At 41.5% G+C, this 24,089-nt stretch carries 20 protein-coding genes; all 20 read right to left on the bottom strand.

All coding sequences use genetic code 11. The features are described 5' to 3' along the window. Positions 1–31: 31 nt before the first annotated feature. Positions 32–1,258: a M16 family metallopeptidase gene (locus N0M92_RS02405; RefSeq protein ID WP_260284287.1), complete on the bottom strand. Its 1,227-nt coding sequence runs from the start codon at positions 1,256–1,258 to the stop codon at positions 32–34. Positions 1,259–1,304: 46 nt separating this feature from the next. Beyond that, positions 1,305–2,264: a polysaccharide deacetylase family protein gene (locus N0M92_RS02400; protein WP_260284286.1), complete on the bottom strand. Its 960-nt coding sequence runs from the start codon at positions 2,262–2,264 to the stop codon at positions 1,305–1,307. Positions 2,265–2,419: 155 nt separating this feature from the next. Beyond that, positions 2,420–4,537, bottom strand: a complete 2,118-nt coding sequence (pnp, locus tag N0M92_RS02395; RefSeq protein WP_260284285.1) for a polyribonucleotide nucleotidyltransferase — start codon at positions 4,535–4,537, stop codon at positions 2,420–2,422. A 319-nt stretch (positions 4,538–4,856) separates the two neighbouring features. Continuing rightward, on the bottom strand, positions 4,857–5,126 hold the full coding sequence (gene rpsO / locus N0M92_RS02390) for a 30S ribosomal protein S15 (RefSeq protein ID WP_053345367.1): 270 nt from the start codon (positions 5,124–5,126) through the stop codon (positions 4,857–4,859). A 135-nt stretch (positions 5,127–5,261) separates the two neighbouring features. Next, on the bottom strand, positions 5,262–6,212 hold the full coding sequence (ribF, locus tag N0M92_RS02385) for a bifunctional riboflavin kinase/FAD synthetase (RefSeq protein WP_260284284.1): 951 nt from the start codon (positions 6,210–6,212) through the stop codon (positions 5,262–5,264). Positions 6,213–6,245: 33 nt separating this feature from the next. After that, positions 6,246–7,166: a tRNA pseudouridine(55) synthase TruB gene (gene truB / locus N0M92_RS02380; protein ID WP_260284283.1), complete on the bottom strand. Its 921-nt coding sequence runs from the start codon at positions 7,164–7,166 to the stop codon at positions 6,246–6,248. Between the two features lie 153 nt (positions 7,167–7,319). Next, positions 7,320–7,688 carry a 30S ribosome-binding factor RbfA gene (rbfA, locus tag N0M92_RS02375; RefSeq protein WP_034313607.1) on the bottom strand — a complete coding sequence of 123 codons (369 nt, stop codon included), beginning with the start codon at positions 7,686–7,688 and terminating at the stop codon, positions 7,320–7,322. A gap of 17 nt (positions 7,689–7,705) precedes the next feature. Further along, a complete protein-coding gene (locus N0M92_RS02370) occupies positions 7,706–7,987 on the bottom strand; it encodes a DUF503 domain-containing protein (RefSeq protein ID WP_260284282.1) in 282 nt (93 codons plus the stop codon). After that, on the bottom strand, positions 7,984–10,140 hold the full coding sequence (gene infB, locus N0M92_RS02365) for a translation initiation factor IF-2 (protein WP_260284281.1): 2,157 nt from the start codon (positions 10,138–10,140) through the stop codon (positions 7,984–7,986). The genes N0M92_RS02370 and infB overlap by 4 nt, the downstream gene beginning before the upstream one ends. A 19-nt stretch (positions 10,141–10,159) precedes the next feature. Next, positions 10,160–10,465, bottom strand: coding sequence for a YlxQ family RNA-binding protein (locus tag N0M92_RS02360; RefSeq protein ID WP_061144653.1), 306 nt, complete (start codon positions 10,463–10,465; stop codon positions 10,160–10,162). A gap of 4 nt (positions 10,466–10,469) precedes the next feature. Continuing rightward, positions 10,470–10,745 (bottom strand): RNase P modulator RnpM, encoded by a 276-nt coding sequence (rnpM, locus tag N0M92_RS02355; protein WP_061462443.1) that lies wholly within the window; start codon positions 10,743–10,745, stop codon positions 10,470–10,472. A 15-nt stretch (positions 10,746–10,760) separates the two neighbouring features. Continuing rightward, positions 10,761–11,891, bottom strand: a complete 1,131-nt coding sequence (gene nusA, locus N0M92_RS02350) for a transcription termination factor NusA (RefSeq protein ID WP_076366463.1) — start codon at positions 11,889–11,891, stop codon at positions 10,761–10,763. A 43-nt stretch (positions 11,892–11,934) separates the two neighbouring features. Continuing rightward, a complete protein-coding gene (rimP, locus tag N0M92_RS02345) occupies positions 11,935–12,408 on the bottom strand; it encodes a ribosome maturation factor RimP (protein ID WP_260284280.1) in 474 nt (157 codons plus the stop codon). A 193-nt stretch (positions 12,409–12,601) separates the two neighbouring features. Next, entirely contained in the window at positions 12,602–16,924 is a 4,323-nt protein-coding gene (locus N0M92_RS02340) for a PolC-type DNA polymerase III (protein ID WP_260284279.1), read from the bottom strand. Positions 16,925–17,083: 159 nt separating this feature from the next. After that, positions 17,084–18,784: a proline--tRNA ligase gene (locus tag N0M92_RS02335; protein WP_260284278.1), complete on the bottom strand. Its 1,701-nt coding sequence runs from the start codon at positions 18,782–18,784 to the stop codon at positions 17,084–17,086. Positions 18,785–19,052: 268 nt separating this feature from the next. Continuing rightward, on the bottom strand, positions 19,053–20,321 hold the full coding sequence (rseP, locus tag N0M92_RS02330) for an RIP metalloprotease RseP (protein ID WP_260284277.1): 1,269 nt from the start codon (positions 20,319–20,321) through the stop codon (positions 19,053–19,055). A 7-nt stretch (positions 20,322–20,328) separates the two neighbouring features. After that, a complete protein-coding gene (gene dxr, locus N0M92_RS02325; RefSeq protein WP_260284276.1) occupies positions 20,329–21,489 on the bottom strand; it encodes a 1-deoxy-D-xylulose-5-phosphate reductoisomerase in 1,161 nt (386 codons plus the stop codon). A gap of 42 nt (positions 21,490–21,531) precedes the next feature. Further along, a complete protein-coding gene (locus tag N0M92_RS02320; RefSeq protein ID WP_260284275.1) occupies positions 21,532–22,329 on the bottom strand; it encodes a phosphatidate cytidylyltransferase in 798 nt (265 codons plus the stop codon). A 25-nt stretch (positions 22,330–22,354) separates the two neighbouring features. Then, complete coding sequence (locus N0M92_RS02315) at positions 22,355–23,128, bottom strand: isoprenyl transferase (protein WP_260284274.1); 774 nt, start codon at positions 23,126–23,128, stop codon at positions 22,355–22,357. Positions 23,129–23,528: 400 nt separating this feature from the next. Continuing rightward, positions 23,529–24,086, bottom strand: a complete 558-nt coding sequence (frr, locus tag N0M92_RS02310) for a ribosome recycling factor (protein WP_053534379.1) — start codon at positions 24,084–24,086, stop codon at positions 23,529–23,531. Positions 24,087–24,089 lie beyond the last annotated feature (3 nt).

The raw sequence follows: 24,089 nt of genomic DNA, 5'->3' as shown, positions 1-24,089 counted from the left end.
TAACAAAAGGAAGGTTCAGACTTAATCGTTATTATTTGTCCCAGTTTTCCAGCGGGCTCACTAATGACAAGGAATGCTCCGTAAAGATCTGATTTGCCAATTCATTGACGGTATCCTCTGTCACTTCGTCAATCTTGGTGATGATATCATCTAGGGTACGATGCTTACCCAACATTAGCTCATTTTTTCCGTTCCGGCTCATGCGGCTATTCGTGCTTTCAAGGCTGAGCATCAAACTTCCTTTAAGTTGCTCTTTACTATTACGTAATTCCTTTTCCGTAATGCCATCCCTTTTTAAAGTATCCAATGTTTCCTGAATGGTTTCATACAGGCTGTCAAGCTGGTTTGTGCCTGTCCCCCCATATACTGTCACCATTCCGCTATCTTGATAGCTGGAATGATAGGAATAAACGGAATAAGCAAGGCCGCGTTGCTCCCTGACGTCCTGGAATAGGCGGCTACTCATGCTTCCCCCAAGAATATTATTTAAGGTAATCAGGCTGTATGTTTTATCATTGCCGATTTCCAACCCTTTGTAACCAAGGCATAAGTGGGCTTGTTCCGTATCTTTTTTACGGGTAATCCTATTTTCATGGAAGGAAGGTTTGACCAATTCAAGACGGTCTTCCCCTCCTTGATATGAGCCGAAGTAGTTTTCGACCTCCTGAATCAATTTTTCATCCACATTCCCAGCAATGGACACTACTACTTTATCGGGTGTGTACATGTCATGCACGTATTTTTTTAATGTATCACTATTGAAAGTTTCAAGCGTATTTTCCGTTCCAAGTATAGGATAGCCAAGGGGATGGTTTTCATATACCGCCTTGCTTAAAAGGTCATGGACAATATCATCGGGTGTGTCTTCGTACATTTTGATTTCTTCGTAAACGACATTTTTTTCTTTTTTCAATTCTTCCCCATCAAATGTTGAGTTGAAGAACATATCAGCAAGGATTTCAAGCGCATAGCTTGCATGGTTATCCATTACTTTAGCATAGTAGCATGTATACTCTTTTGAAGTGAATGCATTAACCTGACCACCAATACTATCGAACGACTCGGCAATTTCACGCGCATTTCTCGTAGTTGTCCCTTTGAAGAACATATGCTCAAGGAAATGTGAAACCCCATTCAATTCTGGTGTTTCATTTCTTGAACCTGTTTTGATCCATACTCCAATTGCTGCTGAGCGCACAGTTGGAATATTTTCCAATACAATTCTAACTCCATTTTGACACGTGTATTTCTTAATCAACTAACATTCCTCCCAATCATTCTATGCTGCTTTCGTTACCAATGTTTTATGGATTCGATCGCTCTTCATCTACTGCTTCCGAAAGTGTAACAACATCTAAATCTTTCTTTTTTATTTCAATTATTAACGTCTCCAATGACTTTGCAGTAGATTCCGTCGGATGCATCAATATAAATGCTCCAGGGTGTATCTTAGAAAGCACCCTTTGTTGAAGGACTTCAGGGCTTGGCTTTTGCCAGTCGATCGTATCCACACTCCACATGGCGGTCTCCATACCGAAAGAATCGGCGATTTTCACTGTTTCATCCCGGTAGCTTCCACTTGGTGGTGCGAACCATTTCATTTTCAAACCTGTTACCGCTTCAATGACTTCATTCGTTTTTCGAATTTCCTCACGTGTAGCTTGTGCGGATATGTTTTTCATATCGGGATGTGAATAAGAATGATTTCCAATTTCATGCCCGCCGCCCTTAATCATCTTGGCCAAATCAGGATTTTTCTTGGTCCAATTCCCTTCAAGGAAAAAAGTTGCCTTGACATTATTCTTTTTTAACACGGCCAACATATCTTGTAAGTATTCATTCCCCCAGGCCACATTGATTAAAAATGAAACCACCGGCTTTTCGGGGTGGGCCCGGTAAATCGGAGCCGGATCCAGATCCTCCATATGAATCTTTGCAGGGACCTGCTGAAATACCAGCTTATCCTTATCGAACACGCCCTCCTTCTTCATGGCTTTATACGATTCATCAATATTTACCTTCAGGCCGTTATATGCAGGAACGGTTTTCCAAACAGAATCTATTCGTGCATCCTGTGGTGCAATCTCATATTTTTTTGTTGATTCTTTTATTTGTAAAAGAAGCTCGTCTTCTTGCTTCATTGAAGCAACTGAATCATTGGTTAATTGGGTCAAATAAACTTGTGTATATGGATTTTGCACTAATAACCATGATATACCTGCAATGGCACTTATCGCAACTATCTGCTTCCATTTATTATTCATTTTTTACGCCCCCTTCATACCAAAATGTATGAAGAAAACGGACAAGGTAGAACATGACATGCTTATAACGCATCGCAATATCGATATTCCAATATTTTCAAACAAAAAAAGCATGCAGATTCACAAGGAATCGCATGCCGGATTTTCATTTTCCATTACGATTGAGAAGGATTGGCTGCCTCTTTTTGCTCTTTCAAGACCGCTTTACGGGAAAGGTTTACCCTTCCTTGCTTATCGATCTCAGTAACTTTGACCAATAATTCATCGCCAAGTGAAACGACATCTTCCACTTTTCCGACTCTTTCTTCAGCCAGTTCGGAAATATGTACCAAACCGTCTTTACCATTGAAGATTTCAACGAAGGCACCGAACTTTTCGATACGTTTAACTTTACCTAAGTATAGTTCACCCACGACGACTTCACGTACGATATCCTCAATGATTTTCTTCGCCTTTTGAATCATTGGTTCATCAGTAGAAGATATGAATACCGTTCCATCCTGTTCGATGTCGATTTTCACGCCAGTTTCTTCAATGATTTTGTTGATATGTTTTCCGCTCGGTCCAATTACATCACGGATTTTATCCGGATTTATGGACATTGTAACGATTTTTGGAGCATATTTGGATAACTGCTCACGCGGTTGATTGATTGTTGACATCATTGATTCCAAAATATGCATCCGGCCATGTTTGGCTTGTAGTAAAGCTTCTTCAAGAATCTCTCTTGAAAGACCCTCGATCTTAATATCCATTTGCAGGGCAGTAACACCTTTTGAAGTCCCTGCGACTTTAAAGTCCATGTCCCCCAGATGATCTTCCATACCTTGAATATCCGTTAAGATTGTATAGTGCTCACCTGTTTTAACAAGACCCATAGCAATACCTGCAACTGGAGCTTTCAATGGAACACCGGCATCCATCATTGCCAAAGTGCTTGCACAGATACTTGCTTGTGATGTTGAACCGTTTGATTCAAGGACTTCAGAAACAAGTCTGATTGTATATGGGAAGTCTTTATCGTTTGGAATCACAGGCTCCAATGCTCTTTCACCAAGTGCACCATGACCGATTTCACGGCGTCCTGCCCCACGGATAGGGCCCGTTTCACCAACACTGAAATGCGGGAAATTATAGTGGTGCATAAAACGTTTTGACTCTTCGGTACCAAGTCCGTCCAGAATCTGCACATCACCAAGAGCACCTAATGTACAGATGGATAGCGCTTGGGTTTGTCCGCGCGTGAACAATCCGGAACCATGAGTACGAGGCAGAATAGTAACCTCTGATGATAATGGTCTGATTTCGTCAGGATTACGGCCATCCGGACGCACTTTTTCTTCCGTGATTAAACGGCGTACTTCGGATTTGACCAATTTATTCAGGATTTCTTTGATTTGCTTTAATTTTTCTTCATCAGTCTCTTCTTCATAATGAACCAACACACGATCTTTTACTGCTTTGATGGCGTCTTCACGAGCATGTTTTTCCTGAACTTGTACAGCTTTGTTCAATTCTGCTTCACATAGGCCTTTCACTTCTGCTTCCAGTTCAGCATCCACTTGATATAAAGTGACCTGCATTTTCTCTTTGCCGATTTCAGCAACGATTTTCTCTTGGAATGCAATGATCTTCTTGATTTCATCATGTCCAAACATGATTGCTTCAAGCATGGTTTCCTCTGGTACTTCATTTGCTCCGGCTTCAACCATGTTGATAGCATCTTTAGTGCCGGCAACCGTCAGATTGATGTCACTTTTGGCTAGTTGGTCAACAGTAGGGTTAATAATGAATTCATTGTTGATTCTCCCCACTACAACTCCAGCAATTGGACCTTCGAACGGAATATCGGAAACAGAAAGTGCAAGGGAAGAACCTAGCATGGCTGCCATTTCCGTAGAGCAATCTTGATCGACACTCATGACCATGCTGATGATCTGAACATCGTTCCTGAAGCCATCTGCGAAAAGCGGACGGATTGGACGATCGATTAAGCGGCTTGCAAGAATTGCCCTTTCACTTGGTCGTCCTTCACGTTTGATGAAGCCTCCCGGAATTTTACCGACTGCATAAAGTCTTTCTTCATAGTTCACTGTCAAAGGAAAGAAGTCGACATTTCTAGGTTCCTTTGAAGCTGTTGCAGTACTTAATACAGCAGTTTCTCCATAACGGACTAAAACTGCCCCGTTCGCTTGTTTGGCTAATTGCCCTATCTCTACCGTTACATTACGGCCGGCCCAGTCAAATGAATACGTATGTTTTTCCTGTCCCATTTATTAAACCCCTCTCTGAATCTTCACTTAGAGGCTTAGTTTACCTAAACCTGTATTGGATTAAATCATTTATATGTGAAAGTAACTGAACTCGAGTTAAAACCAAACTATTCCTATTATGCACGAAAAAAACAAGCATTAACAGTAAAATGAATAAAAATTTCATTCATTTGATTATGTATATCCTGATCATTTATAAATGGAAAAGGACCCGGCTCCTGCCGAGTCCCAAGGACGAAGGCCCAGCCTTAAGTAGAATACGTCCAAATCATTTGATTAACATCAAAAAAGCGGGAAATTTCCCGCCTTCCTGAAAAAATTATCTACGTAGACCTAATTTGTTAATTAGTGTACGGTAACGAGTAACGTCCTTGTTACGTAGGTAAGTTAAAAGGTTACGACGTTTACCTACCATTTTTAGAAGACCGCGACGTGAATGGTGGTCTTTTTTGTGTGTGCGTAAGTGACCGTTCAAGTTGTTGATTTCTTCTGTTAATACTGCGATTTGAACTTCTGGAGATCCAGTGTCAGTATCGTGAGTTCTGAACTCAGCGATAAGTTCGTTTTTGCGTACTTGTGTAATTGCCATGTTATTATTCCTCCTAAAATTCTGTAAAATCACCTATTACCGAGCCAGCGTCGGAGTCTCGACTAGCCAAGCAATGGTTATTTTCATACATACAATAGAATACATGTTTTTCATTAAAATTGCAAGTCTTGTCTTTTATGCTTCAAGTTTTGCAAAATAGGCTATTGCATTTTGCTTATCCGTTTCAATCTGAGCGACCAATGCTTCAAGTCCGGAAAATTTCTGTTCACTCCGAAGTCTTGTATGCCATTCCACCGATACCTGGTTTCCATAAATATCTCCCGAGAACTCCAATGCATGAACCTCTACAGTGGGATACTTAGGTTTTTCTTCGTGGAACGTAGGCTTGTAGCCGACATTGCAAACTCCATTATACCATTTACCGCTTATTTTGATCCTGACGGCATATACGCCTGCAGCAGGAAAGATATAATCGTCACTTACTTCAATATTAGCGGTGGGGAAACCCAGCTTCCTGCCCCGCTTTTCACCGTGAACGACATGACCTTTCGTTAAATAGCGGCGGCCAGCCAAATGATAAAAGTCGGAAAAGTTGCCATTGCCGAGAGTTTCCCTGATTCTCGACGAGCTAACCTTTTCATCTTCAAGTGTCTGTTTTTCAACGACTGTCTGCGAAAACCTTCCCTGTGCGTAAACAGGCAAATCCTCCATCGACCCTTGACCATAGCGGCCGTATGAATAATCAAAGCCTGCAACTACGTGACGAACATTCAGCCCGGCAATGTATTCGTCAACGAACCGCTCCGGCAGTACCGAAGCAAATTCCTTGCTGAAATGGACAATGAATAAATAATCGATCTCCATCGACTCTATGATATCCACCTTATCTTCAAGTGGAGTGATATAGCGGATATTTTCCGTTTTCCTACCCAGTACTGCAGAAGGATGCGGGTCAAATGTCATGACTGCTGACTTAAGATTCATTTCATCGGCTTTTTTCTTGGCGGTTTGAATAACAATCTGATGACCTTTATGTATCCCATCAAAAAATCCAAGCGCCATTACAAGCTCGGGAAAATCATCCGAATTAAATTGATGAGGATGCTCTATTGCGATCACTTTCACCTTTCAATCTCCTCTTTCCGGCGGTAAAACGGTCTATAATTCTTGTGCCAATACTTTTACAGGTTTAATTAATCCCACTTTTGTCGGATGTATTTGATAAATGGCAATGGCCTTATCTGCTGGATCGACCATTACAAAAGGCTTTCCTTTTTCAACAACAACATCCTTTGTTTGTTCCAATACCGCACCGTTAAGTACTTTCTTTGCTACTTTATCACTAATCTGAAATTTGGGCAAATGAAATAATCCCCGCTCCAAGGGCAACAGAAATTCATCCGTTTGTCCACTTTCCATGAACTCTTCCACTTCAGCAAATGTAAAACAGTCCTCCTGCTTAAAACCTGCTGATTCAATACGCGTCAAGTCTGACATATGGGCAGGAAAACCCAGTTCTTCACCCATCATGACTGCAAGCGTCCGAATATACGTTCCTTTGCTGCATTTGACACGAAAACGAAAAGAAATGGTTTCCCCTTTAAATTCAGAACGATCATCAAGAAGGGTAATTTCATGGATGGTGACCTCCCTTGTCGGCCTCTCCACTTCTATCCCTGCACGGGCATATTCATATAACTTTTTCCCGTTTACTTTTACCGCTGAAAACATTGGCGGCGTCTGTTCAATTTTTCCAGTCAATAATTCCAGCACATCAAGGATCCGTTTACGCTGAATCACTTGATCAATCTTTTGCTCTTCCACTTTTTCACCGCTTGCGTCTTCAGTTGTCGTTGAAAAACCAAGGGTCACTTCCCCTTCATACGCTTTACCGGCTTCTGTCAAATATTCGGCTATTTTAGTTGCCCTGCCAATACAAATAGGCAAAACTCCTGTTACATCAGGATCTAAAGTACCTGTGTGCCCAACCTTTTTTGTCTTTAAAATCTTTCTTAATTTAAAAACACAATCATGGGATGTCAATCCCTTGGGTTTCCATAATGGAAGAATACCGTTCACGCTTTCACCTCATCATTTATAAAACACCCTAAACTATTATCATAAAGCAAAATGAATTCCAATTCCGAAAGGTGTTTTTCCTTTTTCAAAAAAAAGAGACCGACATCAAGAAGTGCAAAGCACTTATTGAGTCGGCCTCCTTATACTGCTTGCTTATTCCTCGTCTTTTTCAGCCGGTTTATCCTCTGAATTGATTTGGGAAATCAACGACTCGATGCGATTACCATAATCGACCGATTCATCAAATTCAAAAAACAGCTCAGGGGTTTTGCGCAGGCGGATTCTCTGCCCAATTTCTGAACGCATGAATCCTTTCGCCTTAGCAAGACCTTGCAGGGTTTTCTCCCTTTGTTCCTGGTCACCCAAAACGGAAATATAAACTGTTGCCTGTTGTAAATCGCCTGTAACCGCGACATCCGTCACTGTTACAAATCCGATTCTTGGATCTTTAATTTTCCGGCCGATAATTTCACTCAGCTCTTTTTTCATTTGTTCGCCAACACGATTTGAACGAAGGCTCATAATATCACCTCGATAGCCTAAAGCCAGTCTATATCTGTTATTGTTCGCTCTAGTTCCGGAAAAGAATCTAGAAATTTAAGGGCATTTTGAAGTTCCCGTTCAGTAGCCTTCCTTGAGGATGTTACGGTTACGATAGTAATCCTTGTCCGCTGCCATAAATCCTGAAAATCGGTCTCTGCTACAGAAATATTGAACTTCTGCTTAAGCCGTGTCATGACACGCTGTAGCACGGCCCTTTTTTCTTTCAAAGAATGGGTGTCATGGATGATGCATTCACATTGGACAGAGCCAACGATCATTTACGTTCGATCTCTTCCATTACAAACGCTTCAATTACATCGCCTTCTTTAAGGTCGTTGTAATTTTTAATCGTAATACCGCACTCATAGTTCGTTGCCACTTCTTTTACATCATCTTTAAAACGTTTCAATGCATCAATTTCCCCTTCGTAAATGACGACACCTTGACGAATTAAGCGAATTCCGCTATCACGTGTAATTTTTCCTTCTGTAACGTAAGAACCGGCAATCGTACCTACCTTGGATACTTTGAAAGTCGTACGAATTTCAGCCTGACCGATAATTTTTTCCTCGAATTCAGGGTCAAGCATCCCTTTCATAGCCGACTCGATCTCTTCGATCGCTTTATAGATGATGCGGTGAAGGCGGACATCAACATTTTCTGATTCAGCTGCACGCTTCGCATTCACATCAGGACGGACGTTAAATCCGATGACGATTGCATTCGAAGCTGTAGCAAGGATGATGTCAGACTCTGTAATGGCACCGACGCCAATGTGTATGATTTTCACTTTAGCGCCTTCCACTTCTATTTTATTCAGGGAAGCGGCCACTGCTTCCGCAGAACCTTGAACATCAGCTTTTAGAATGATGTTCAATTCTTTGATTTCCCCTTCTTTCATTTGTTCGAATAATGTATCCAGGGTTACACGGGATTTCTCATTACGTTGTGAAGCAAGTTGTCTCTGTGCACGCACTTCCCCAACTTGACGGGCCGTTTTCTCATCTTCAAAGACGATGAAACGATCGCCGGCCTGTGGCACTTCGTTCAATCCAGTGATTTCAACCGGTGTTGAAGGACCTGCATCCTTAACACGGCGTCCAAGATCGTTGACCATAGCACGAACACGTCCGAATGTATTACCGATAACAATCGGATCACCGATTTTCAACGTTCCGTTTTGAACAAGCAAAGTGGCAACCGATCCGCGCCCTTTATCCAACCGTGCTTCGATAACCGTTCCATTTGCTTTACGGGATGGATTCGCTTTATACTCCTCCACTTCACTTACAAGAAGAATCATTTCAAGCAAGCTATCGATTCCCTCACCGTTTTTAGCTGAAATTGGTACGAAAATTGTGTCTCCGCCCCATGCTTCAGAAACTAAACCATGTTCTGTCAATTCTTGCATGACACGGTCCGGATTGGCAGCCTCTTTATCCATCTTATTGACTGCGACGATAATTGGAACTTCCGCCGCTTTGGCATGGTTAATCGCTTCAATCGTTTGAGGCATAACGCCATCATCCGCTGCGACGACAAGAATGGTGATATCGGTAACTTGTGCACCGCGGGCACGCATTGTTGTAAACGCGGCATGACCTGGTGTATCCAAGAAAGTTATTTTCTTATCGTTTACTTTAACTTGATATGCACCGATATGCTGAGTGATCCCGCCCGCTTCGCCTTCAGTAACTTTTGTATGGCGTATAGAATCAAGCAATGTTGTTTTACCATGGTCAACGTGTCCCATGATGGTCACAACAGCCGGACGTTCAATCAAATCTTCAGAAGCGTCCTCAGTGACAAGTGATTCAAGGTCTGTTAGGTCAACACGAATCTCTTCTTCTGCCACTACACCGTATTCCGCACAAATCAATTCAATTGCATCTTTATCCAAAGTTTGGTTGATTGTTGCCATAACACCAAGCATAAAGAGCTTTTTAATGATTTCAGAAGGTTCACGGTGAAGTTTTTTTCCAAGTTCCATAACTGTCAAAGACTCATAAAACGTAATTTTCTCTGGAAGTTCTCTTTCTTTACGTTTTGTAACAGGTGCCTGAGGCGCTTGTTGTCTTTGTTTATTATTTTTATTCTTGTTATTGCGACCCTTGTTGAACTGACCTGTTGGTTTTTTCGTACCTACAGGTTTAACTGGTGGTTTCTTCTTCAGCTTTTCTTTATTGACTGTGCTCTTTTCATCCGCTTCAGCTTCGTACTTCGCGACTGTAGCGTTAGCTTTTGGTTCAGCAGCTTGGCTTTTATCTTCGTTTTTTGGTTTGATTGAATCGTTTAATTTATTTACAGTTGAATCGTCTAATGCTGTCATATGGTTTGTTACCTCTATATTCATTTCTTTAAGTTTATTTATTACATCCTTGCTTGAAACGTTCTTTTGTTTTGCATATTCATATACACGCAATTTTGTCATACGTTCACCCCCGTAAAATTTAATCGAGCAGCGTTCGGAGTTTTTGTGCAAAACCTTCATCCAGAACTGCGACGGCAACTCTAGCATCCTTACCTATCGCATGGCCGAGCATTGACCTGCTTTCGACTCTTTTTAAAGGAACCTGATAAAATGCGCACTTATCAGATATTTTTTTTTCAGTGTTTTTTGAAGCGTCCGCGGATAAAATAACAACTTTGGCATTACCGCTTCTAATCTCTTTAACCACTAATTCTTCACCCGAAATTAGCTTGCGTGCTCGATTGGCCAAACCTAATAGAGACATCCATTGTTGTTGTTGGGTCATGTTGTTAGTTTTTCTCCTTATTCACTAATTCAAGCAATTGTTCATAAAGGGAAGAATCGATTTGAGTACTAAGGTGATTAGCCAGCACATTTTTCTTTTTGGCCAACTCGATAACATCCCGATCAAGAGTCAAATAAGCTCCCCTTCCCGATTTTTTCCCGGTCGGATCAAGGCTGACTTCCCCTTCTTTAGATCGAACGATGCGAATGAGTTCTTTCTTCGGCTTCATTTCACCTGTTGCCACACATTTACGCATCGGGATTTTTTTTCGGCTATTCATCTTTTTCACCTCGAATTACTCGTTATCCTCTTCGAAATCTGTTTCCTCTTCAGTAACATAACTATCTCTGCTCAATAGGAATTCCTGTTCTTCCACAGGATAAATACCAGCTTCGCGGGCTTCCGTTTCACTCTTGATATCAATTTTCCAGCCTGTAAGCTTGGCAGCTAAACGGGCATTTTGTCCACGCTTACCAATTGCCAGGGAAAGTTGATAATCCGGAACGATTACAGTCGTCGCCTTTTCCTCTTCTTTAACGATAACTTCAAGTACTTTTGAAGGGCTTAAAGCATTCGCAACGAAAATGACCGGATTCTCCGACCATTTAACGATATCGATCTTTTCACCTTTCAATTCATTGACGATCGCCTGAACACGCTGTCCCTTTTGGCCTACACAAGAACCGACAGGATCGACTTCTTCGTTATCGGAGTGCACGGAGATTTTTGAACGGTCGCCTGCTTCGCGGGCAACTGACTTAATTTCCACTGTTCCATCAAAAATTTCAGGCACTTCTATTTCGAATAAACGTTTTAAAAGACCAGGGTGTGAACGGGATACAAAAATTTGGGGGCCCTTTGAAGTCTTTTCAACTTTAGTGATGAAAACTTTAATGCGGTCATGAGGTTTATACTGTTCATTCGGCATTTGCTCATTCACTGGGAGCAAAGCTTCGATTTTACCTAGGCTCACATAAATGAATCGGGAATCCTGGCGTTGAACGATACCAGTCATGATATCCTCTTCACGATCGATGAATTCGGCATAAATGATGCCCCGTTCAGCTTCACGCACTCTTTGAGTGACGACTTGCTTTGCTGTTTGTGCTGCAATACGGCCGAAATCCTTTGGTGTTACTTCCATTTCGACAATATCCTCTAACTGATAGTTGGGATCAATTGCTCTTGCTTCTTCAACAGAAATTTCCAGACGCGAATCGAACACTTCGTCAACAACGTCTTTTCTGGCAAATACACGCATAGTTCCTTTACCAAGATTCAAGTCGATACGTACATTTTGTGCTTGGTTAAAGTTACGGCGATATGCCGATATAAGGGCAGATTCAATCGCGTCGATCAAAACCTCCCTGGAAATTCCTTTTTCGTTTTCTAAAATATAGAGAGCATCCAATAACTCATTGCCCATGGTGATCCCCCTTACGGATATTTAAATTAATGATTTGCTTGACTTAAGAGAAGGTAATCGCCAATCTCGCTTTGGCTACCTTTTCGAATGGTATGACGATTGTTTTCTTTCTTGTTTTGATTCTGACTTCGAGTGTCACTTCTTCACCATCGAAACTGGTTAAGATTCCTTCGAATTCTTTTTCATCTAAAATGGGCTCATATGTTTTTATGTAAACATTTTTACCGATAGCATTAAGGAAATCCTTCTCTTTTTTCAGAGGCCTTTCAGCTCCGGGTGATGAAACTTCGAGAAAATAATTTTGTGGAATCGGATCAACCTCATCAAGCTTTTCACTGAGTTTTTCACTCACATTTCCGCAATCATCAATATCTACGCCTGTCTCTTTATCAATGTACACTCGAAGGAACCAGCTTTTACCTTCCTTCACATACTCCACTTCGACTAATTCAAGCTGCAATTCTTCAAGAATTGGTATTGCTAATTCCTCTACGACTTCCGTTACCTTTTTACTCATTTGTTTCCTCCATACGTGCGTTGTATGCGCTTGGTTTCGGATTCAAAATTAAATGGTCAATACAACACGAAAGAGTGGGTTTCCCCACTCTTGCCATTGGTTCCTCTTAGTATTTCCAATAAAAATATACCATAATCAAGATATTTATGCAAATATCATGTCTGTTTCTTCCTTTTTGGAATCAGTTTCCTCTTTAAAATAAAGATAACTGATTTTGTTCAGGCAATGACTCCAGACAGCCTTGTTTATCAAGGTATTCAAGGATGGTCTTCGAAACCTTCCCCCGTTGTTGAAGGTCTTCTTTGGAAAGGAATTCACCATTTTCCCGCGCGTTGACGATATTGATCGCAGCATTCGTTCCAAGACCAGGTATCGAATTGAATGGCGGTATCAAAGTATTTCCTTCAATTAAGAATTGATCTGCACTGGATTTGTACAAGTCCACTTTAGCGAATGAATATCCGCGTTCACACATTTCCAAAGCAAGTTCAAGAACCGTCAATGTATTCTTTTCCTTTGTGGATGCATCCAATCCCTTTACCATGATTTCTTCCATTTTTGATTTGATCGCTTGCGACCCCCGTGTCATGGCGTCGATTTCAAAATCATCGGCACGTACTGTGAAATAGGCTGCATAATACAATAAAGGCAGATGCACTTTAAAATAGGCAATCCGAACAGCCATTAAGACGTAAGCTGCAGCATGGGCTTTCGGGAACATGTATTTAATCTTCTTACATGAATCGATATACCATTCCGGCACCTCATTTTTCCTCATTTCCTCTTCGAATTCCTCCGAGAGCCCTTTCCCTTTACGAACAGATTCCATGATTTTAAACGCTAGGGAAGGATCTAGGCCTTGGTATATCAGATAGACCATAATATCATCCCGGCAGCCTATAACCTCACTTAGTGTACATATGCGGTTGTGGATCAATTCCTGTGCATTGCTCAGCCATACATCCGTACCGTGGGAAAGCCCTGAAATCTGAACAAGCTCGGAAAATGTCGTAGGTTTCGTATCTTCAAGCATCTGCCGGACAAAGCGCGTACCAAATTCCGGTATGCCAAGCGTACCCGTTTTACACATGATCTGTTCTTCGGTAACTCCTAAAGATTCAGTACTGCTGAATATTTTCATTACTTCTGGATCATCGGTAGGGACGGTCTTTGGATCGATGCCACTTAAATCTTGAAGCATCCGGATTACAGTCGGATCATCGTGACCAAGTATATCAAGTTTCAAAATATTATCGTGAATGGAATGGAAATCAAAGTGAGTTGTTTTCCACTCAGAATTCCTGTCATCCGCAGGGAACTGAATTGGTGTGAAATCATAGATATCCATATAATCCGGAACAACGATAATTCCCCCCGGGTGCTGTCCAGTCGTCCTTTTCACACCAGTACAACCGGCAACAAGGCGATCAGTCTCGGCTCCACGCATGTGGATGTTATTATCAGAGGAATACCCTTTTACATATCCATAAGCCGTTTTTTCAGCGACCGTACCAATCGTTCCGGCACGATATACATATTCTTCACCGAATAAGACCTTCGTATAGTTATGGGCCTTCGGCTGATACTCACCGGAGAAGTTCAAGTCAATATCCGGAACCTTATCCCCTTTAAATCCAAGGAAGGTTTCAAACGGGATATCATGCCCGTCTTTTGTATAAGCAATGCCACAATCGGGACAGTCTTTATCTGGCAGGTCAAACCCGGAACCTACAGAACCGTCATTGAAGAATTCGGATTTCTTGCACTCCGGACATACATAATGCGGCGGAAGCGGATTCACCTCTGTAATTTCAGTCATGGTGGCAACGAAAGATGACCCAACCGATCCCCTTGAACCAACTAGATAGCCATCATTCAAGGATTTTTTAACAAGTTTGTGGGAAATTAAATAAATAACGGCAAAACCGTGGCCAATGATGCTTTTCAATTCTTTCTCAAGACGGGCTTCCACGATTTCCGGCAGGTTCTCTCCATAAATCTTCCTTGCCATTCCATAACTCATTTGACGCATCTCTTCTTCTGCACCTTCAATTTTAGGTGTGTATAACTCATCCTTGATAGGCTTGATTTCTTCAATCATATCAGCGATTTTATTCGTGTTGGTTACCACGACCTCTTTGGCTTTCTCAGAACCGAGGAAGGAGAATTCCCGCAGCATTTCATCTGTCGTCCGAAAATGTACGTCAGGAAGCTTATGGCGATTCAGCGGATTTGCGCCACCTTGTGAATTCACAAGGATTTTACGGTAAATTTTATCATTCGGATCTAAATAATGCACATTTCCCGTGGCTACGACTGGCTTATCCAATTTTTCACCAAGCTTGACGATATTGGAGATGATCGTTTCCAATGATTTATCATCCCGTACATATTCAAGCTCAATCAAATGCTTATACACTTCCTTCGGATGGATTTCAAGATAATCGTAGAATTCGGCGATATCGACGACTTCCTCAAAACCCTTCTGCATCATCCCTTCAAAAACTTCCCCTTTATCGCATCCCGATCCGACCAAGATTCCTTCACGATACTTTTTAAGTTGTGAGCGTGGTAGTCGGGGCACACGATAGAAATAATCTATGTGTGATATTGAAATTAATTTGAAAAGGTTTTTTAAGCCAGCCTGTGTTTGCGCAATCAGCGTACAATGAGACGGCCGGGAACGCTGATAAGCGTTTCCTTTACCCATATTGTCATTAAGTTGATCATGATGGGTAATCTCCTTTTCCATTGCATCCTTTAGCATCTTCAGCATAAGGTAACCTGTAGCTTCGGCGTCATAAATGGCCCTATGATGCTGGGTCAAATCAATATCGAACTTTTTACATAATGTATTTAACCGGTGATTTTTAAACTCCGGATATAAGAAACGGGCAAGTTCCAATGTATCAAGAACAGGATTGGAAGCTTTAGGATAACCCAAGTTTTTATAGCCTATATTCAAAAATCCCATATCGAAGGCTGCGTTGTGAGCAACCAGAATCGCATCGCCCGCCCATTCCTTGAACTTTTCTAGTACTTCCGAGACTTCCGGAGCATTTTCAACAAGATCATCAGTGATTCCAGTCAATTCTATCGTCGTATTGGATAGTGGATGATGCGGATTAGCAAAAGACTCGAAGCGATCAATAATGTCACCATCACGAATTTTCACTGCAGCAAATTCAATGATCGTATCATAAACGGCTGATAGGCCTGTCGTCTCTACGTCAAACACAACATAGGTGGCATCTGCCAAAGCGATATGCGCCTCATTATAAACTATGGGTACACCATCATTTACAAGATTCACTTCGACACCATAAAGGATTTTGATACCATTCTTTTTCCCGGCACTATAAGCTTCAGGGAATGATTGGGCTCCCGCATGATCTGTAATGGCTACAGCCTTATGCCCCCACTTTGCAGCCTGGGCAACAAGCGCAGAAGTAGGCGTCACTGCATCCATTTGGCTCATTGGGGTATGCATATGCAGTTCTACACGCTTTTCCCCTTCTGGAGCCTTATCCTGCCGTCCTTGTTTAGAAATTTCATTTATATCATTTGCGATCATTACTAGGTCACGTACGAATGTATCATTTTGGATGCTGCCTTGGGCACGTACCCACATCCCTTTTTTCACTCGGGCAAGTATGGCAGCATCTTCTTTATCACGCGAAAACATTTTGACCAATATCGAGCTCGTATAATCTGTGACTTTAAAAGTCAACAGGCTTCGTCCGCTGCGTAACTCACGCACTTCTGCATCAAATACGAAGCCTTCGATAGCAATCCTGCGCTCTTCATCAATAATTTGTTCGATTCTGCGGAAATCCGCATCTTCTTTAATCGTATAGCCAATTTTAACCGGTCCATCGTAGACGGCATCGTCCCCGCCTTTTTCCGATTCTTTTTTCTGCATTTCCACTAGGGCAGCAAGTCCCTTTTCTGCGTCTTCCTTTTGTTTCTCTTCTAAAAACTTTTGGTAATCAGGATTCGAAACCGTTTCCTTCACTTCCGCTTCAAGTGTCAACGGAGGAAAACCGAATGTTTGATAGATATTCGAAATGATGCCGGAGTATTTTCGCTTCAACTGACCAGCCTCCGCATCATTCCGGGCGCTAACGATAAGCTTATATCCATTTACCGTTGGAACTTGTTCATTTAGAAGTGATAACAGTGCAGGAGACATGCCTTCAAGCTCGCCAATGCAGTTTTTCCAATACTCCTTCACCAATTGTTCCGTCACTTGCGGATTGGCCACATTCAAGTTGAATGTGACCTTTGCAATATGGGAAAACGTACTTGCCAGCTGAGTGGCAAGTCTTGTATGAACACTGCAAGGAATTAATGCAGGTATATTAAAGGCAAAATGCCATGTTTTGGACTCCCTCTCGATTGAGAGTTTATCAATTTCGGCACCTATGAAATAATTCACAAAGGCATCCTCAGTCAAGCCCATTTGCTGGAGCAAGAGTTGAAATCTCTCTCTACCGCTATTTGGATTTTGATCCATTCCCTCTCTCCCCTATCTACTATCTCTTATTTTTCACAATCATTTTCTTTTGATACCAGAGGCTATTATAACATATCATGAATGTTTCACTAGTATCCAAATCCATGAAAAGGAAAGGCATCATCCAATTGAATGATGCCTAATTCCGCTATTTTTAAATTATGCCATTATTTCGTGAAGCTTTTGAGTCAGTTCAGCTCTTTCAACTTCAAGAACCTCACCCGTTTTACGGATTTTCACTTCAACGATTCCCTCGGATGCCTTTTTACCAACAGTCACCCTGACAGGAAGACCCATCAAGTCAGAGTCTGCGAATTTTACGCCCGCACGTTCTTGACGATCATCCATAAGAACTTCCATGCCTTGTGCCTTTAGATCATTATATAAATCTTCTGCCAGGGCAGCCTGAGCCTCATCCTTCATATTGATTGGAATCAAATGGACTTGGTATGGCGCTAAATTCGCTGGCCAGACCAACCCTTTTTCATCGTTGAATTGTTCAGCAACAGCGGCTAGTGTACGGGAAACACCAATGCCATAACAGCCCATGATCATAGGCTGCGTCCGTCCATTCTCATCCAGGAATGTCGCATTCATAGCTTCAGAATATTTAGTTCCCAGTTTGAATACGTGGCCTACCTCAATCCCTTTGGCAAATTTAATCTTACCGTTTCCGTCCGGTGATGGGTCACCCTCTTGGATGAAACGAAGATCTATATAATTATCCACGTTAAAGTCACGAGCGGGATTTACGTTCACAAAATGGTGGTCTTCCTCATTTGCACCACAAATTCCATTAACCATGGCCTCGACGGCAACATCCGCAATCACTTCGACTTCAGAAGTGACATTGATTGGTCCAAGTGATCCAATTGTACATCCTAAGACTTCTTTCGTCTCATTTGGATCGACCAATTCAACGATTGAAGCGTTATAGAAATTCTTCAGCTTGATATCATTGACTTCATGATCTCCTCGTACCAAAACAAGCACATACTTTTCATCCACTTTAAACAATAACGATTTTATTAGTTTCTCTGCACTAGTATTCAAGAATGAAGCAACTTCTTCAATCGTTTTTTGGCCTGGTGTATGAATTTTTTCAAGTGCAATTTGTTCTTCGGAGCTTTTTTCATATTTAACGCTCACAGGTGCCATTTCAATATTAGCTGCATAATCGGAAGTATCAGAATATGCGATGGTATCCTCCCCAATTTCAGACAGGACCATGAATTCATGTGTATCCTTACCACCCATTGCCCCAGAATCGGCAATGACGGCACGGAAGTTCAGCCCACAACGGCTGAATATATTCGAATATGCCGCATATAAATTTTTATAAACAGCATCCAGGCTTTCTTGATTAGCATGGAAAGAATAAGCATCCTTCATGATGAACTCACGTCCACGCAACAATCCGAAACGCGGTCTTTTTTCATCACGGAATTTGGTTTGGATCTGGTAAACCGTTAATGGAAGACGCTTATAGGATTTCACTTCATCACGAACTAAGCTGGTTATCACTTCTTCATGTGTGGCACCAAGCGCAAATTCACGGTTGTTGCGATCCTTTAGCCGCATTAACTCTGGACCATAGGTATACCAGCGTCCAGATTCCTGCCAGAATTCGGCTTGTTGCAGAGCCGGCATCAACAATTCTACCGCACCAGCATTTTCCATCTCTTCCCTAACGATAGCCTCAACCTTTTGAAGCACCTTTTTTCCAAGCGGCATAAAACTATATACCCCGCTGGAGTTTTGTCTCATAAATCCTGCACGTAATAGCAGCTGATGACTTTTGATTTCAGCATCTGCAGGCACTTCCCTCAATGTAGGGATCAACGTCATACTTTGTTTCATATCTGCACCTCTTCAATATTTCCTTTAAATTAATTGCGGCTACGGTAAATATTCATACCGCAACATTAATACGGTCATTTCATACAAAAAAGACTTTCCGCGTTTTTCAGAAAAGCTAATTTAATATACTCATTCTCGATTATACTTACGATTTCCCTAGAAAACAAACAATTTCCCCAAAACGGTTAAAAAACTAGGAAATCCCTTCAGATAAGAAAACGGCCAACAGATAAATCTGCTGGCCTGTTTTGCATTATCCAAACTTATCTTACAGGAAGAATCGCTGGATATCATTCCATGTAACGACAATCATCAATAACATCAGCAAAGCAAAGCCGATGAAGTGGACCATTCCTTCTTTTTGACGGTCAATTGGTTTTCCTCTTAAGAATTCGACCACAAAGAATAACAGTCTTCCTCCATCCAATGCCGGCAGCGGAAGCAAGTTCATGATTCCCAGGTTAATGCTGAGCAGCCCAGCCCATTTCATTAACGTGAATAAACCTTGTTTCGCTACTTCCTCAGTTGATTTATATATTCCTACAGGACCGGATAAACTGTCGATCGTAAATCCACCCGTTACGAGGTCACCAAGGATGATGAAGATTTGTTTTGTCCAAAAATACGTTTCTGTAAAACCATATTGTATTGCTTTAATCGGTGCTTTTTCAACCGGAGGGTAAACGCCGATAATTCCGATTTTCTTCCCTTCCCTCTCCACTTCTTGTGGAACAACCGGAACTTCTAATGTTTTCCCGTCCCTGTCAACGACGAACTCGATCTCTTGCCCAGGGTTCTTTTGAATGCTTTCCTGAACATCTCCCCAAGTGGAGACTTCCGTACCTTCTATGGATTGAATGACATCCCCCGATTTTAAACCGGCATTTACAGCCGAACCATCTGGAGTCAACTCACCAAGTTTCGCTTCATCCACCACGACTCCTTGAAACATGCCGATCAACACAAAAATGACAAAAGCCAAAACGAAATTCATTGCCGGTCCAGCTACAATCGTCAGGAAGCGATGCCCAAGCGACTTTGAGGCAAATTGCCGATCATAAGGAGCAATCTGGTTTTCTACACCATTTTCAACGATCACCGCTTCTTCATGAACGGCAAACGTTTTTAGTGTATCTTCCTCGCCCTCCTCATAACCAGTAAGGATCAGTTTATGATCAAGATCGATCACTTCAACTTCCACAAGACGAATATCAGGATATTTATCTTTATTGTTCAAAATGATTTTTGTAACATTCTCTTCATTATCAAACATTAATCCCACCCGATAGCCGGGCTTCAATTCAATATTCTCTGCGTCTTCACCAGCCATACGCACGTACCCGCCAAGAGGGAGCAATCGAATGGTATATACGGTTTCCTTCTTTTTATAAGTGAATACTTTTGGCCCGAAACCGATTGCGAACTCACGGCATAAAATTCCTGCTCGCTTTGCAAACACTAAGTGCCCAAGCTCATGGAAAAATACTAGAGCTCCAAAAATGATGATGAACGCTATAATCGTTTCTAAAGTCTGCATGTTCCGGTCACCTATCTTTCACTAAAGATTCTATATACTGCCTTGTCATATTATCGACTTCCTGAATCGTTTCTAAATCTGGAAGGGCTATGACGGAATGCTGATTCAGCGCCTTTTCAATCAATGTTTCTATATCAAGGAAGGTTACCTTTCCAGATAAGAACGCAGAGACTGCGGCTTCATTGGCGGCATTCAACACAGTAGTCATCGTTCCGCCCATTTTACCCGCTTTATATGCGAATTGCAAACAAGGATATCTGGTGAAATCCATATCGCTGAAATGCAGTTTGCCTGCTTCAGCAAGATTAAGCCGTTTGCGACCTGTTAGCGGAATACGGTCTGGATAAGTAAGTGCATATTGTATCGGAACCCTCATATCCGGTGTCCCCAGTTGTGCCATCACGCTGGAGTCATGAAACTCAACCATGGAATGGATGATGCTCTCCTTATGAAGCAATACATCAATTTTATCGTAGGGAAGATCGAATAGCCAGTGGGCCTCAATTACTTCCAATCCCTTATTCATCATTGATGCAGAATCTATGGTGATTTTAGCTCCCATTGACCAGTTCGGATGGTTCAGTGCCTCTTCCACCGTTACACCCTTCAATTCTTCCCTGGTCCGATCCCGGAAACTGCCTCCTGAAGCAGTAATGACAAGACGTTCTATATTTTTTTCCTTTTCACCTTGCAATGCTTGAAAAATAGCTGAATGCTCACTGTCAACCGGCAGCAATCTGACCCCCGCTTTTTTTGCTTCACTTATGACCAAATGACCTGCAGTCACCAAAGTCTCCTTGTTGGCGATGGCTATATCTTTTTTAGCCTTTATTGCTTGAAGTGTCGGATAAAGACCCACGCTTCCGATGACGGCATTGACCAATATCGTCGCTGGACCATAAACGGCAACAGCAGCCAATCCCTCATCTCCATACATGAACTCGATATCTTTGCGGCTGGAGAATTCACTTTTCAAAACATGATAATCTTCTTCCGTTTGGACTGAAACCAGTTTCGGTTCAAACTCTTTTATATAAGTCCTGACCAATTCTATATTCTTTCCAGCAGAAAGCGCCACAATCTTGAATTGATCTGGATGGGACCTTACTACATCCGCTGTTTGTTGACCAATCGATCCTGTCGCGCCCAAAAGGCTGATATTTTTCAAATTGTTCATCTCCTAATTCAATAACGCTTGCCTATATATATATTATAAAACGTGCAATAAATGCAAAATCGGTAAAATGAATATCACGCTATCAAGCCTGTCCAAAATTCCTCCATGTCCCGGGAGAAGCTTCCCTGAATCTTTAACGCCATAATGACGTTTATACGCCGATTGGACAAGATCACCCAATTGCCCAAATACCCCAATGATTAATGAAATCAATAATAATTGTAATAACGTGTAGTCAAGGTTGGAGAAGACGTAAAATAGAACCCCCACTACCATAGCGGAAAATAACCCGCCGATAAATCCCTCCACCGTCTTGTTTGGACTTATTTCTGGCCATAGCTTTCTTTTACCAAGTGATTTACCAATGAAGTAGGCTCCGGAATCGGTTGCCCAGATCGTAAATAGGGTAAGCAGGATATAGATCAGCCCTAACCCCAAAGAGTCCCGTGTTTCAAATAGGTAGTAGAAACCTATCCCCAAGTATAGGATTGAAATCACGAGAAAGCCTGCATCATCAAAAGTGAAACGGTTTTTTGAAACGACTGTATAAAGTAACAGCAGCAAAACCCCGATTAAGAAGACTTGAACCTTATCGTAATTTAATTCCGCTAAAAAAGCGGTATGTTCATTAGGCAATAAAAGCAACCACAATAATATGTGTGCAAGAAATGATTCAAAAGACAATACACGTAACTTTTTCATTTTCATCAGTTCATACAAACCAATTGACCCTAACAGATAAACCGTCAGTAAAAAGGGAGTGCCCCCTAAAATGACTAGTGGAATGAAGATAGCGGCAACTACGACCGCCGTAATAATTCGTTGTTTCATTATTCCATTTTCCTCGCCTTCTACATTAAACGCCACCGAATCTTCGTGAACGCTTTTGATACTCCTCAACTGCCTGCAATAAATGCTCTTCACTAAAATCCGGCCATAGCACTTCAGTAAACCACATTTCAGTATAAGCCGCCTGCCAAAGCATGAAATTGCTTAAACGGATTTCACCGCTTGTACGAATCAGTAGATCAGGATCCGACAAATGTTTGGTCATCAGATAACTGGATAACATTTCCTCAGTTACAGTTTCCTTTATTATACCATTCTTAGCATCATTCAAGATGCTATTCACTGCAGATACAATCTCCCCGCGGCTTCCATAATTCAGGGCAAAATTCAGAATCATCCCATCATTGCCTTTCGTGTCTTCCATTGCCCGTTTAACGGCACTTTGAGTATGTGACGGAATGAGAGACAAGTCCCCTATCATTTCAACTCTTACATTTTCGGAAATGAGCTCGGGTAAAAATGTCCCAAGAAATTCCTGTGGAAGCTTCATCAAAAAGTCTACTTCACTTTTCGGACGTTTCCAATTTTCAGTTGAAAACGCATAGACTGTCAAAGTTTTGACCCCTAATTTATTGGCAACTTTCGTAATCCTACGAACGGTTTTCATTCCTTCATGATGACCCGCCACACGTGGCAATGCACGCTTTTTGGCCCAACGGCCGTTTCCATCCATAATGATGGCTATATGCTGAGGAACATCAAACTGTTTAATATGCTGAATCCTATTTGTTACATCGGAAGAAGCATCTTTTTTAACGAAACGCTTCCAAAGTGAATACATATGTTAGTCCCCCATCAGGTTGTACTTATCTCTCTACAAAGGCAAAGTTGTCGTGCACTATGTATATCAAGCTTTCTGCCGCTTAAAAAGAATCTATATTATAATATCAAAAAAAAACCGGTTCTCATATTATTATTATGAAAATTATTTCTTCATTAGAAGCTAGAAAGGGAGAAATCATTACTTCTTTTTTTCTAAAACCGGTTTATGAATACCATGAAAAATGCAAAAAAAGGACCACCTCCAACGTTTGCATGCAACATACTAACTCAAGGAGTAATCATAATCGGAGAAACCTTATTATAACAGTTTTCTCCTTTAAGCACACCTATATGTTAGAACCAAGACATGACCCGGTATGGATTCGGCCCTCTTTATTTAATCAATTCTTCATCGGAAATTATACTTCCAAAATTTCTTTTTCTTTATCTTTTGTAATTTCATCGATTTTCGTGATATTGCCATCTGTCATCTTTTGGATGTCATCAGCATAGCCACGTAAATCATCTTCAGTGATTTCACCGCTTTTTTCAAGCTTTTTCAAATCATCATTAGCATCTCGACGCACATTACGGACAGCTATTTTCGCTTCTTCCGCTTCTTTTTTCACAACTTTCACAAGCTCTTTTCTACGCTCTTCAGTTAACGCCGGAATGGCTATCCTAATGACCGATCCATCATTAGAAGGATTTAAGCCTAAGTCTGATTTCAAAATCGCTTTTTCGATTTCACCCAAAACCGTTTTATCATATGGTTGAATGACTAATAATCTAGCTTCCGGGACAGAAATGCCAGCCACTTGATTGACTGGTGTCGGCGAACCATAATAATCAATCGAGATTCTATCAAGCAATGAGGCATTTGCCCTTCCGGCACGGATGCTTGCTAATTCACGTGTGTACGCTCCAATGGCTTTTTCCATTTTCGTTTTCGCATTCGAAATAACTTGTTTCGGCATCTT

The sequence above is a fragment of the Peribacillus aracenensis genome, from assembly GCF_025175645.1.
Classification (GTDB): Bacteria; Bacillota; Bacilli; order Bacillales; family DSM-1321; genus Peribacillus; species Peribacillus aracenensis.
The sequence above is the reverse complement of the archived record's forward strand: the minus strand, read 5'-3'. Positions and strand labels throughout refer to the sequence as shown.